A 12,760-nucleotide genomic window follows, 5' to 3' on the forward strand; every position below is an offset into this window, starting at 1 on the left:
AAAAACCGGCGCATTACGCGCCGGTTTCAAATTTAGAATGGATAAGGTTGGTTGGAGGGTTCAACCGTGACCCACTTGACCTCGGTAAACTCCTCGATGACTGCGCTGCCATCAAAGCGTCCATAGCCGCTCTTCTTCATTCCACCGTACGGGGCCTGCGGCTCGTTTTGCACGGTGGCGCCATTGATGTGTACGCAGCCGGCATCCAGTCGGCCAGCCAACTCCAATGCCCGTGTGACATCGCGACTGAATATGGATGACGAAAGGCCGTAGGCGGTGTCGTTGGCCACCTGCAGCGCCTGCTCGGCACCTTTTACCCGGACGATCGTTGTCACCGGGCCAAAGGTCTCTTCGTCATAGATCGACATCTCACGGGTCACCCAATCGACCAGTGTCGGCCCCATCAAGGCATTTTCCGCCAAGCCGCCAGCCACGATATCAGCGCCTTTCCCGATGGCGTCGTCAAGCAAATGATTGATCCGTTGCACTGAACCCTGGCCGATCATTGGACCGATCACGCAGGCGGGTGTTGTCGCTGGCACGCCGACTTCAAGCGACCGTACGCGTTCCGCGAAACGGGAAACGAATTGGTCGGCAACCGCTTCATCGACTACAAAGCGCTCGGTCGACATGCAGATTTGTCCCTGGTAAAGAAATGCGCCGAAAACGGCAGCGTTGACTGCCCCGTCGATATCCGCGTCATCCAGTACGATGAAAGGGGCTTTGCCACCCAGTTCCAACAGGCAACGTTTGAGATGAGTGGCACAGGTCTGGGCAATCATGCGGCCGACCTTGGTCGAACCCGTAAAATTCACCCGACGCACCACGTCATGGGCGATCAACGCTTCAGTCACAGCAGACGCGTCCTCTGGCGCGCTGATCAGAAAGTTCAATACTCCCGCCGGCAAACCGGCATCGTAAAACGCTTCGGCCAGCAGCGCGTGCGTACGTGGGCTGCTTTCAGACCCCTTGAAGATCACCGTGTTGCCACATGCCAGAGGGTAGGCAATGGCGCGTGCGCCAAGAATGACCGGGCCATTCCAGGGCACGATGCTCAGCACTGCGCCCACCGGTTGGCGCAACGTCATCGACAGTGCGCCTGGCTTGTCAGTCGGAATGGTTTCACCTTTGATTTGCGTGGTCAGGGCCGCGGCTTCACGCAGCAGGTTCGCCGATGCGCCCACGTTGAATTGTGCCCACAGTTGCGAAGCGCCGATCTCTTCAGCCATGACCGAGCAGAACTGCGCCATTTTCGATTCAAGGGAGTCGGCTGCCGCCAGCAGAATCCGCCGACGCTCGGTTGGGCCGGTTTTGGACCACGTCCGGAAAGCGCGCTGGGAAGATTCGGCGGCGCGGATGGCATCCTCGACGCTGCAGGCTGCACCTACGCTCACAGTCGCGGAACTGAGCGGATCGACACGTTGAAAAGTCTTGCCAGTGGAGGCGGCAAGTTTTTGGTTGTCTATTACGAGTTGAACGGTCATTGCGGGTTCCTATAGAGATCGAAAAAGTCACACCGAAGCGGGGACTGGCATGCGCAGGATCGGCTTGATGGTGACACCGCGTTCGCTATCGGCCATCGCCTGGTTCACCTCATCAAACTCGTAAAACCTGCACAGCTTGTCGAAGGGGAATCGGCCCTGCAGATAGAGATCAACCAGCTTCGGGATGAAGGCATTGGCAACGACATCGCCTTGGACAATGCCCATGATCCGTTTTCCGGGAATCATCACGTCGTTGATATTAAATGCCACCTCGGTGCCAACTTTGGTAGCGCCTACGATGCCACAGGTGCCAAGCGTGGTAAGTGCGTCGATTGCCTGGCGAAGAACCTCGGAACGGCCGGAACATTCAAGGCTGTAATTGACGCCACCCTGGGTGATGGACTGAATGCGTTGAACCGGATCTTCTTCGCGGCTATTGATGACGTGGGTTGCGCCCAGTTCCAGTGCCAGTTCCAGCCGGCTCGGGGTGACGTCCACAGCGATGATGGTCGTAGCGCCGGCGACCTTCGCGGCCATTACCGCCGCCAGTCCGACTGCGCCCGCACCAAAGGCGGCGAAGCTCGATCCGGCTTCGACCTTGAGTGCATTGAGAACCGATCCTGCGCCCGTCTGGATGCCACAACCCAGCGGCCCCAGCAATTCCAATGGCGCCTGTTTCGCGACCTTGACCACGTTGCGCTCATTGGCAATCGTGTAAGTGGAAAACGAGGATTGACCGAAGAAATGGTCGTGGATGGCGTGGTCGCTGCCACAGGCGCAAGCGGACGTACTGCCATCGAGTCGGCCGCCACCGAAGTTCAGCGGATGCATGTGCGTGCAATGTGCCGGGTGGCCGGTTTCGCAAGGCAGGCAGAGGCCGCAAGACATGTACGTCATGACCACGTGATCGCCCGGTTGAACCGTGGTGACAGCGGAACCGACTGCATCCACGACGCCCGCACCTTCATGACCGAGGATGATCGGCAGTGGCGTTGGGAACAACTGATCTCGCACCACCATGTCAGTGTGGCAAACGCCTGTAGCGACTACACGGACGCGCACTTCTGTGGGCCGAGGCGCCTCGAGCAAGACATCCTCAATTTCTAATGCAGCCCCTGAGGCGCGCAGCACTGCGGCACGGACTCTCATCGATTGAGCAGCGGTCTGGGACATTGTTGTCTCCTTGGAGTAGTTCGTCGAAGTCGAGAAAACGTCGGTTTGTCAGGCAGACTGCAACGCTCGCGGGCGTTGGCTACGATGGATTGCTGCAACGCTCGCGGCCGGACGCAGGCTGAAATTGAACGTCATCTCGGCAAAGCGCCCCGTCACACCATTGGCAGCAGCCTGTTCCTCGTCGTCGACGAAAATGACTTCGCCAATCAGCCCGTCACGTGTTGCATACGCGAAGTCGTCCCACAGGTACTTGTCATTCGACAGGTTGATCTGCGTGGTCAAATGTTCGTGGCCTGGGGCGCAGATGAAGAAGTGGATATGCGCAGGTCGCTGCCCGTGACGGCCCAATTGATCCAGGCATTCCTGAGTGGGGCCGGTTGGATCGCAACCGTACCCCGAAGGCACGATGCTGCGAGCCCGGTAGCAACCATTGGCGTCCGTGAGAATCCGGCGCCGCAAGTTGAACGCCGTCTGGCTCTTATCGAAGTATGAGTAGTTGCCTTGGGTGTTGGCTTGCCACAAGTCCACAGTGGCTCCGGCGATAGGCTCACCGTTCAAGTCGGTTACGCGCCCTTCCAGAAACAACACCGTTGCTGTGCCATCCTCGCTTCCATCATCCATGCGAGTTTGGTACTCACACAGTGGCGCGCCTGCTACGTACAACGGACCTTCGATGGTCCGTGGCGTGCCTCCGGTCCGGCCCGCCTCTGCGTCCCTGGCATCCGCCAGCAGATCAAGGAAATGTTCGATGCCGAGTCCGGCGACCAGCAAACCTGCTTCGTTTTTGGCACCCAAGCGGTTGACATAGTCCACCGCCCCCCAGAATTCATCGTCGCTGATCTGCAAATCTTCAATTACTCGGGCGACTTCCTGCAGCAAACGCAAAACGATCTGCTTGCGGCGTGGATCGCCTTGGTTGTTATCCAGTCCCGAGGCTTGTCGGAAGAATTGCTGCAATTGCGGCAGTTGAGAAATTTTTACGATCATCTTGATTCACCTGATCTTATTGGTATCCACGAAGAGAGCCGCTGGACGCTCCCTCCCGTGCATTTCGGTCAAGTCGTTAAGCAGATGCTCGCCAACCTAACTGGGCACGCGCCTCTTGAAGGTCGGACTGCATATCGTGATTCCACAGCCAGTCGAAACGCTCGGCGAGGGTTTTGCCCAGCAGTTGTTCGTCATCGGCTACAACTGGATCACGCATTTCATAAAGCTCCCCGGCTTCCCATGAGGTGCGCTGCACACGGCAGGCACGTGGACGACGGATAGCGTCGTAAGCCGCCAGCACTGCTTGTGGCTGACTGTCCAGGACCTGCGGATCGGCGAGCAAGCGCGCCAGCAGCCAGGCGTCTTCCAGCCCCTGACCTGCACCAGCGCCCTGGTGGGGCAACATGGCGTGCGCAGCATCGCCTATCAGCCCCACGCGGCCATGCACGTAGCCCGGCAATTCATCGAGCTCATGCAGCGCCCAAAGAGTGGGTGCCGGAATGCATTCGAGCAGCACCTTTGCAGCGTCACCCCAATGATCGAAGGCGGACAGCATTTCTTCCTGGCTGGCATTGCGCACCCATGGCGCATCGCTTGGCCAGGTGGGATCAGGGCGACTGCGGTCGGAAATAAAGGCGACGACGTTGATCAACCGGCCTTGTTTAACGGGGAAGGTCAGAATGTGCGCGTCAAGTCCCAGGTACATCTGCGGCACGTCAATCAAATGCTCATCGACCCCCCGGGCCCGGTAGGCTGCGCGCAGCTGTTCACTGTCGATCATCCCGCGGTAGGCGCAGGTACCACTGAAACGCGGCGCCACCAGGGGGTAGCCAAGACCGTTGAGCACATGATCACGAATTGAAGACTTGATACCGTCGGCAGCGATCAGCAGATCGCAGCGATGCTCAGTGCCATCGGTGAACACCACGCGAGCCTGTTCGCCATCCTGCTCTACGCTGACTGCACGTTTACCGAACTGGGCGATCCCTTCGGGCAACTGGCTGGCCAGGGCATCGAGAAAGTCAGCACGGTGTACCGATGACTGCCCTACCCCTTCGGCCAGGCTTGCGCCCAGATAACCGGCATCTTCACCGCGACGCCATTCGAACCAGATGTCCTGCCAGGGATCCTGAGTCTGGTCGGCAATCTTGCGGTAGGGTTCGGCAATACCCAGACCCGCGATGGCTCGAACGGCATTGGCGCCGAAAGAGACACCTGCTCCGACCTCGCCAAAGGCTGGTGCCGCTTCGAACAGCTGCACACTCAGGTGGGAATGACGGCACAGGTCAAGGGCCAGCCCCACGCCGGCAATACCACCGCCAACAATACCGATGTGCAATTTGGATTCAGAAGTACGCATAGCAAGTTACCCAGTAGGCTGATTGTTATTGGAGTCACCAAATCATCGCCACCTGAGCTCTATTGATAAATACCGTAAATCCCATACATGCCATCACGGTTGTGAATATTACTCTTCAGGACGAGCATTAAACGATTCGCCAGCAGTTGCGAACAACCCTTCGGGCTCGCGGTGCTACCGACTCCGGTGGTGCTGCCCAACATCGAAATAAACCTGTTCTGGCACGCACGCTATTACAGGAGGCCGGCCGATCGAGAGCTTTGCCAGCTGATGTTTGAGTTGTTCTCAGATTAAGTCACCTGAGCGAGTACCGCTGAGGTGCTAAAGGAGGATTCTTCAACGCCTCGGCATGAATGTTCAATACTCAGGCCGCCTCTCACTCCATGCTCGAAGCTCAAAACAAAAAAAATAATGAGGAGATGGCAATGGCACACCCAGACATCCGAAATCTTGTAGCTTCAGACAGCCCTGCCGCGGCGCTCTACCAGCCCGGGCGGATCGGCTCACTGCAATTGCGCAACCGTTTTGTGCAGGCACCGATCTTCACTCAGTTCGCGAGCACCTTCGGTGAAGTTGACGATAAGCTCATCGAGTACCATCGGGCCCGCGCTCGTGGAGGAGTTGGTCTCATCATTACAGAGAACACCTCTATCGACTGGGAAGTCGGGCGCACAGCCGGCCACCCTATGCGAATTGACCACGACAGGTTCATTGGCGCACTCAGCAATCTGGTCGACGCTGTCCACGGTGAAGGCGCAAAGATCGCGGTGCAGTTGCACCACACCGGGCGCCAGAACTCCCAAGGCAACACGGAACGTAACGAACCGCCTCTCGCGCCGACTGCAGGCATCACCAGCGCGTTCGGCACTCCGCCACGAGCCATCGAAGAACATGAAATTCCCGGGTTGATCGACAAGTACGTCCAGGGGGCCCGGCGCGCCATGGCTGCTGGCTTTGATGCCGTTGAACTGCACGGTGCACATGGCTATCTGCTCGGTCAGTTTCTCTCACCTTTTACAAATAAACGCACTGACCGCTGGGGCGGGTCCCTGGAGAACCGCGCCCGTTTTGCACTCGACGTCGTGCGCGGGATTCGCGCACAGGTCGGTGCGGATTTCCCGATCCTGTATCGCCTGAGCGTCATGGAGCCTTACGAGGGAGGCCTCTCATTGGAAGATGGCCTGGCCTTTTGCGAAATGCTCGAACCTTACGTCGACGCCCTGGATGTCAGTGCCGGGAACTACGACACGGCGATGACGTTGCTGCCTATGGTCGCGCCAGGATCGCTGGTGGATTACGCCAAGCTGGTAAAAAAGCGTGTTTCGATCCCGGTAATCGGCGTCGGTCGTCTCACCTGGCTGTTCGACGAGATGGCACAAGCGGTGTCTGACGGCGAACTCGACTTCGTAGCCTTGGGTCGATCGGGTCTAGCGGACCCCGAAACGGTTAACAAGACACGGCGCGGGCAACCGCAGAGTGTCCGCCGCTGCCTTGCGGTGAATGAATGCATATCACGGTGGATGTTCAACGGTAAGGGTACCCAATGCGTGATAAACCCCACCCTCGGACAGGAGCGCCGGGCGAGTGATGCTCGTCGCCCTGCTCCCATACAGCAGCGGGTTCTGATCGTCGGTGGTGGGCCTGCCGGCTGTGAAGCCGCGATCCTGGCTGCCGAGCGCGGGCACAGTGTGCGCTTGGTTGAGAAATCAGATCGTATCGGCGGCCAGCTTCATGCCTGGGCCGCTGCGAGCCCGTTTCGCATGGAGGTCAGGAACATGATCCAGTTTTACGAGAGCGAACTCGAACGCGTGGCCGTCGACGTGCAACTCAATACCGATGCAACCGACATCGACTTGGCCCCATGGGACACCGTACTGCTCGCCACCGGGACCGTTGCGCAGAATCAGGGCGCGGATGTGGCCGACATGCTGGCAAACGGGGCTCTGCCCATGGCTGACGAAGTCACCGTATTTGGAGAAACAGAGACTGCAATGTTTGCCGCCCTATGGCTGGCCGAGCAAGGTAAAAAAGTCAGCCTCGTCTCCCCCGCAGATGGGGTAGGAATCGATACCAATGATATGCAGCGCGACCATCTGAGCGGGCTTCTCAACAGTCTCGACGTATCGATCAGAACGGCAGTCGCGGCGGCGGATGACGGTTACGTGGTGATGGCGACTGCGCGCAATGCCTCGACTGTCCTGGCGTCGGCCGTCGATGACATTCGCGTCCACAGCATCGGAACGAGGTTCCGTGGCGGTCGGATGTATGAGGCGACCCAGTCTGGCTTCTGGGCGGCAGCGAAAATAGGAGAGCTGTCATGAATGTTCGCGCGATCGAACACGTCGGCATTACGGTTCCCGATATGGAAGCGGCGACGCAGTTCTTCATCGAGGCCTTCGGTGCCGAGAAACTTTACGACATGCTTGAAGCGCCCTTGGGGGGCCCTGAAGTGGAGGCGGGACTGGGGATTGCACCCGGAGCCGTGATTAGCGCAATTCGCATGCTGCGCCTTGGCAACGGTCCCAACCTGGAGCTATTTTCCTACACCGGGGTGCAGCAGTTGCAGCCAGTAGTTCCAAGCGACTTGGGTATTCAGCACATTTGCATCTACGTTGACGATATCGACGCTGCGGCCGAACAACTGGAGAAGGCCGGTGGAACTCTGCTCAGCCGTCCTGGTGAGCTCCCGGGCGGTGACGCCGGGAAAGGTAATCGTTACGTCTACACCCGCACGCCTTGGGGAAGCACGATTGAATTGGTGACTTACCCGTCGGCGCAGGCCTACGAGCGTCAGACTCATTTGCGCCGATGGCGACCGGAGTTGACCGAGCCCAGTGATCACGAAATCCAGGCGAAGTAAGAGAACGCTTGCCATGCGGTCGGGTGGAAATCCCCGATCGATGGCAAGCCAGTTTTTCGTACAAACTCTAAGGATGTGTTAGCTTTTTGAATGTCATGACACTGCGATCAACATTCTAAAACTGCCAAGTGCTGATAAAAAACTCCACTGCCAATAAAAAGGGAGTTGTGATGAGTGCCATCCTCCTAACGCCAGAAAAAATGCTGGACGTTATCCCCGGCGAAGTCACGATCAACGGTACCGTCGAGACTGCATCCGATAACGGCATGTCGATCCGGGGCTACCGCTTTGACAAAACCGAAGTCAGCATTCCGTGCATGCGCGATTACGAATTGGTGAGATGGAAATCGGGAACGTCCAATCTGGGTTTCCACGATGGCAAGCAATGGCAAAAATGGTCCGTTGGCGATAACGACGTGACCATTTTGACCCGAGGCGAATCGTCCAGGTGGTACTGGATGAATGATATCGAAGTCAGTCATATCTACATCTCGCAAACAATGATGGCCAAGGTTGCCAATGAAGTCTTTCAACAGGATGTTGACCGTGTTTTTGTCGACCATTGCCCCATCGTCAACGACGCGACCCTCTCCAGGCTCATGGCCGCCTATGAAATGGAATGCCTGAGTGGTGAACCGGGAAGCAGCCTCTTTGCCCAGACGCTGGAAATACAGATGTGCATTCATCTGCTGCGCCAGTATGTGCGCTGTGATCTGAGAGGCAACGATCAAGCGTCTCGCCTGACAAACCTTAAACGCGACCAGCTTCAGCAGTACATCGACTCACACCTGTCCTGCCCGATTTCGGTCAAGGACATGGCCGCAATAGTCGACCTGAGCCCGTCGTATTTTGTACGGGTGTTCGGGGCTGTGTATGGGGTGTCTCCCCATCAGTACGTTCAGTCGCGCCGCTTGAAAAAAGCTGAGCGAATCCTCTCTACGGTGCGTGATGTACCTTTGAAAGCTGTCGCCATGGATTGCGGGTTCTCGGACCAGAGCCACATGACCCGACTGTTCCAGGAAAAACTGTCCATGACGCCCAAGCAGTATCGCGAGAAAAACGTTTCCAGGCTTTTTTGCTCCTCGGCCTTGCAGTAACGTGCAGCACCTTCGTCGCACCGCAAGGACCTGTCGTTAAGTGAAACTTCATCAAATCAGGGCACTGGTAGCCATCCACCAGACCGGAAGCATCAGTGAGGCCTCGCAGATCCTGCATGTCACCCAGCCTGCCATCAGCCGATCAATCAAGGATCTGGAGAGCGAACTGGGCTTGGCACTGCTGCAGCGTTCCCACAGGGGAATGTCGCTCACCGACGAAGGTCGCCGCATCATTCGCCATGCACAGTTGACGGTCGAGAGCATGCGACGACTGCAACTGGAGGCTGAAAACATCAGGGATATGCAGGTCGGTGAGGTCAGCATCGGGGTCACGTCCCTGACATCAGTGCTCAAAGGGCTGGGAGAATGCATTGCCGGGTTCCAGACGAAGAATCCACGTGTGCGGATTCGCCTGGTGGACCTTCGTCCCAACCAGATGCTGCAGCGACTACGCGACGGTACGCTGGATTTCGCCATTACCTCGCAGCAGCACACACAAAGGCTGAACCTGGATTGGGAAGCGTTGAGCCGCATGCAGGGGCTGGTGGTCTGTAGAAAGAATAATCCTCTGCGCCACTCGCATTCTCTCCGCCAGCTGCAGTTCGCGAACTGGATCAGCCTCGATGCGATCGACGATCACTCATCCCAGTTCTATCAAATGTTCGAAGACAATGAGATCCCTGCGCCGCAGCGAATAACCGAGTGTTCCTCGGTATTGCTGGCGCTGGATCTGTTGCACCACGCCGATGCTTTCATGACGCTCAGTGAAGCCGGAATGGAAAACACACTGCCCAAAGGGCTCAACGAAGATCTGGTACAGGTCAAGATCGAAGAAAGTATCCCCGAGTACCCGATCTACCTGGTCTGTATTGACCGCAACGCTCTGACAACGACAGCCAGCGACCTTTACTACGCGATCAAAAACGTACTCTCAAAAAATCAGTCAATCGATACGTCGCGCTAGTGCGCAATCGACTCGAGCAACTTAAGAAAAACGCAACGATATGCCCAACGGTTAAGTCTGTCCCCGTTTCCTGGGGCCGGACACCCTGAACCGGAGGTCATTTGGTTTCCACCGCACAACAGCAGCCTGCGCGGCTTGCCACGTCGATTGTGTCGCTGTCGTAAAAGGGTGCGCGTGATCGATAAACGGACAATATCGCACCGAACTGACGCTGTCTTTCCCAGAGGCTGCTATGCATCATAACTAACAGTTAATCATCGAAGAAAAGCGCAAGTGCGCAGTGACAGTGTTTGCCGGATATTCGGGCCACAACAAAACTGTCACAGGAAAAATCGATGACAACTCTGCAAGCGCCTCCCCTCCGCTGCGCCGCGACGCCCTCCGTGATCGGTTCCAGGAAAGCCACAGTCGCTTGCGCTCTAGGCAATGCCCTGGAAATGTATGACTTCACGATCTACAGCTTCTTCGCTGTGGTGATCGCAAAGAACTTCTTCCCCGCACAGTCGGCAGTGGCATCGCTACTGATGTCGTTGGCCACCTTTGGTGTCGGGTTCCTCATGCGCCCGGTCGGTGCTCTGGTGATCGGTCGCTTTGCCGACCGCCGTGGCCGCAAGGCCGCGTTGAGCCTCACGATCAGCTTGATGACCTTCGGCACGGCGATGATTGCCTTCGCGCCTTCTTATCAGGATATCGGCTTGTTCGGCACCCTGATGCTGGTGGCGGGCCGCCTCACCCAGGGTTTTTCAGCAGGAGGTGAAGTAGGCACCGCGTCGGTGTATCTGATGGAATCCAGCGCTACGGCCAACCGCTGTCGCAATGTGAGTTGGCAGGCGGCCAGTCAGGGTTACGCGGCCATGGTGGGGGCTGGTCTGGGTCTGCTGCTCAACAACACGTTGAGCGTCGAGGACCTCGAAAGCTGGGGTTGGCGCATTCCCTTTGTGCTGGGGCTACTGATCGGGCCGCTGGGCTGGTACATCCGTCGCTGCCTGCCGGAGACACACGAAGCCCACCCGACCCAGCGCGAAGGTCGGTTGCGCGACCACATCGATCTGCGTCACACCCTGCTGGCGACTGGCCTGATGGCCAGCGCGACCATCGGCATCTACCTGTTCATTTTCTATATGCCCGCCTACCTGACTGTCACCCTGGGTTACCCGCAACGTAGCGCCTTGGCTATCGCCTGTGTGGCAAGTGCCTGTCTGGCTGTTATCACACCTTTGGCCGGGCGCTTTGCGGATCGACACGGCCTGCGCAAAAAACTGCTGGCCTGGACGATCACCCTGCCCGTGCTACTGGCGTGGCCAGCCTTCTACCTGCTCGGCTTGAGCACAAATTTGTGGGTGGCTATGTTGGTCATCGCGCTTCTGGTGCTGCCCGGCTGTATCGGTTCGGGTGCCTTCTTCGCCCTGATCATGGAAGCCTTTCCAAAAAATCGCCGCGCGCTCGGCACTGCCGTCAGTTACAGCTTCGGCGTTACCTTGTTCGGCGGGTTCTCCCCGTTGATCGCCACTTGGCTCACGGCGGCCCTGGATAACCCCCAGGCGCCAGCACTGTATTTACTTGTCGGCGGTGCCATCAGTTTGGCGTGCCTGGCTGCGTTCCCCGAAAACCCTGGTCGGGAGTGACCTGATGAATGCATTGACCCAAACCGGAACCCAAACCCTGGCCGAATTGGACCTGGAGACGTTCATCCAGCTGCGTCGGGAGATCCACCAAAACCCTGAATTGGGCGCAAACACCCCGCTGACCGCCGATTTGGTGGCCAGCAAGCTCGAAGACTGGGGCTACGAAGTTCATCGCGGTATCGGTGGACATGGCGTGGTCGGCGTACTGCGTCGAGGCAGCGGCACTCGCCGCTTGGGCCTGCGCGCCGACATGGATGCCCTGCCGATGCAGGAGAAAAACCGCTTCGCCCATGCAAGCAGAATCGAGGGACGCATGCACGCCTGCGGCCACGACGGCCATACCGCTACCCTGCTGGCCGCAGCGTGGCACATCGCTCAGACGCCCGATTTCAATGGCACGCTCAACCTAATTTTCCAGCCTGACGAGGAAGGCCTGGGCGGCGCCAAGGCCATGATGGATGACGGTCTTTTCAACCGTTTTCCTTGTGACGCAATTTTTGCCTTGCACAACTTGCCGGGAATACCGGTGGGTACTGCCGTGATCCAGGCAGGCCCGACCATGGCTTCTTCGGAATGCGTGCGCGTGTTTATCAAAGGTCGCGGCGGTCATGGAGCAATGCCCGAGCGCGCCATAGATCCGATACCGGTTCTGGCCAGTATGATCAACGCGATCCAGACAGTGAAATCGCGCAATCTCCGCGTCGATGAACATGCCGTGATCAGCATCGGCATGGTCGAAGCCGGCACCGTCTACAACATCATTCCTGACACGGCATCGATGCTGATCAGCGTGCGTACCGACACAGCGCAGACCGAAGGCAAAATCAATCAGCGCCTGGCGGAGATCGCCCAAGGACATGAACAGATGTTCGGCGTCGAAATTGAACTTGAAACCACGCAACTGGCGCCGGCGCTGGTCAACACGGCTGAGGAGACGGAGATGCTTCGCCATTACCTGGAGCCGCTATTCAAGCCCGGACACTTGTTGCCGCACGCGGCGAAGATCATGGCGACAGAAGACTTCGCGTGGATGTTGACAGAGGTTCCAGGCTGCTACTTCTTCCTGGGCAACGGCGAAGGCGAGTTTCATGGCTGCTCCGTGCATAACCCCCACTACGACTTCAATGACGAGTTGATTCGTATCGGCTCCGACTGCTGGTTGAAACTTGTGAAGGATTATCTCCACTGAGGTCGCAGGCTTGGGTCCGCA

The 12,760-nt window shown here is 57.9% G+C and carries 10 protein-coding genes and 1 pseudogene; 7 read left to right on the top strand and 4 right to left on the bottom strand.

The genetic code is table 11. The features are described from left to right. Window positions 1-32: 32 nt before the first annotated feature. From UB23_RS06350 to salA, 4 genes are all read right to left on the bottom strand, one after another. Entirely contained in the window at window positions 33-1,484 is a 1,452-nt protein-coding gene (locus UB23_RS06350) for an aldehyde dehydrogenase (RefSeq protein ID WP_045058473.1), read from the bottom strand. A 27-nt stretch (window positions 1,485-1,511) separates the two neighbouring features. Then, window positions 1,512-2,657 carry an NAD(P)-dependent alcohol dehydrogenase gene (locus UB23_RS06355; RefSeq protein ID WP_045058474.1) on the bottom strand — a complete coding sequence of 382 codons (1,146 nt, stop codon included), beginning with the start codon at window positions 2,655-2,657 and terminating at the stop codon, window positions 1,512-1,514. Between the two features lie 48 nt (window positions 2,658-2,705). Next, window positions 2,706-3,644 carry a catechol 1,2-dioxygenase gene (gene catA / locus UB23_RS06360; protein WP_045058475.1) on the bottom strand — a complete coding sequence of 313 codons (939 nt, stop codon included), beginning with the start codon at window positions 3,642-3,644 and terminating at the stop codon, window positions 2,706-2,708. Between the two features lie 76 nt (window positions 3,645-3,720). Continuing rightward, window positions 3,721-5,004, bottom strand: coding sequence for a salicylate 1-monooxygenase (gene salA, locus UB23_RS06365; RefSeq protein ID WP_045058476.1), 1,284 nt, complete (start codon window positions 5,002-5,004; stop codon window positions 3,721-3,723). Window positions 5,005-5,130: 126 nt separating this feature from the next. Here salA and UB23_RS30190 point away from each other — a divergent pair. The 7 genes and pseudogenes from UB23_RS30190 to UB23_RS06395 all read left to right on the top strand — a co-directional run. After that, window positions 5,131-5,298: pseudogene (locus UB23_RS30190) on the top strand (LysR family transcriptional regulator); the annotation flags it as partial. A 59-nt stretch (window positions 5,299-5,357) separates the two neighbouring features. Beyond that, a complete protein-coding gene (locus UB23_RS06370; RefSeq protein WP_236695843.1) occupies window positions 5,358-7,325 on the top strand; it encodes an oxidoreductase in 1,968 nt (655 codons plus the stop codon). Beyond that, a complete protein-coding gene (locus UB23_RS06375; RefSeq protein WP_045058477.1) occupies window positions 7,322-7,864 on the top strand; it encodes a VOC family protein in 543 nt (180 codons plus the stop codon). Before UB23_RS06370 ends, UB23_RS06375 begins: the two co-directional genes overlap by 4 nt. 170 nt (window positions 7,865-8,034) lie before the next feature. Further along, window positions 8,035-8,961 (top strand): helix-turn-helix domain-containing protein, encoded by a 927-nt coding sequence (locus tag UB23_RS06380; protein WP_045058478.1) that lies wholly within the window; start codon window positions 8,035-8,037, stop codon window positions 8,959-8,961. Window positions 8,962-9,001: 40 nt separating this feature from the next. Beyond that, entirely contained in the window at window positions 9,002-9,925 is a 924-nt protein-coding gene (locus tag UB23_RS06385; protein WP_045058479.1) for a LysR family transcriptional regulator, read from the top strand. Between the two features lie 335 nt (window positions 9,926-10,260). Continuing rightward, complete coding sequence (locus UB23_RS06390) at window positions 10,261-11,550, top strand: MFS transporter (RefSeq protein WP_045058480.1); 1,290 nt, start codon at window positions 10,261-10,263, stop codon at window positions 11,548-11,550. A gap of 4 nt (window positions 11,551-11,554) precedes the next feature. Then, window positions 11,555-12,739: a M20 aminoacylase family protein gene (locus tag UB23_RS06395; protein ID WP_045058481.1), complete on the top strand. Its 1,185-nt coding sequence runs from the start codon at window positions 11,555-11,557 to the stop codon at window positions 12,737-12,739. The last annotated feature ends 21 nt before the right edge of the window (window positions 12,740-12,760 follow it).

This window comes from Pseudomonas sp. ES3-33, from assembly GCF_000952175.1.
Lineage (GTDB): Bacteria > Pseudomonadota > Gammaproteobacteria > Pseudomonadales > Pseudomonadaceae > Aquipseudomonas > Aquipseudomonas gregormendelii.

What these genes read in the sequence shown, in the direction of transcription:
- UB23_RS06350 (WP_045058473.1), bottom strand. Translation starts at nt 1,484, where the DNA reads ATGACCGTTCAACTCGTAATAGACAACCAAAAACTTGCCGCCTCCACT.
- UB23_RS06355 (WP_045058474.1), bottom strand. Translation starts at nt 2,657, where the DNA reads ATGTCCCAGACCGCTGCTCAATCGATGAGAGTCCGTGCCGCAGTGCTG.
- catA (WP_045058475.1), bottom strand. Translation starts at nt 3,644, where the DNA reads ATGATCGTAAAAATTTCTCAACTGCCGCAATTGCAGCAATTCTTCCGA.
- salA (WP_045058476.1), bottom strand. Translation starts at nt 5,004, where the DNA reads ATGCGTACTTCTGAATCCAAATTGCACATCGGTATTGTTGGCGGTGGT.
- UB23_RS06370 (WP_236695843.1), top strand. Translation starts at nt 5,358, where the DNA reads ATGTTCAATACTCAGGCCGCCTCTCACTCCATGCTCGAAGCTCAAAAC.
- UB23_RS06375 (WP_045058477.1), top strand. Translation starts at nt 7,322, where the DNA reads ATGAATGTTCGCGCGATCGAACACGTCGGCATTACGGTTCCCGATATG.
- UB23_RS06380 (WP_045058478.1), top strand. Translation starts at nt 8,035, where the DNA reads ATGAGTGCCATCCTCCTAACGCCAGAAAAAATGCTGGACGTTATCCCC.
- UB23_RS06390 (WP_045058480.1), top strand. Translation starts at nt 10,261, where the DNA reads ATGACAACTCTGCAAGCGCCTCCCCTCCGCTGCGCCGCGACGCCCTCC.
- UB23_RS06395 (WP_045058481.1), top strand. Translation starts at nt 11,555, where the DNA reads ATGAATGCATTGACCCAAACCGGAACCCAAACCCTGGCCGAATTGGAC.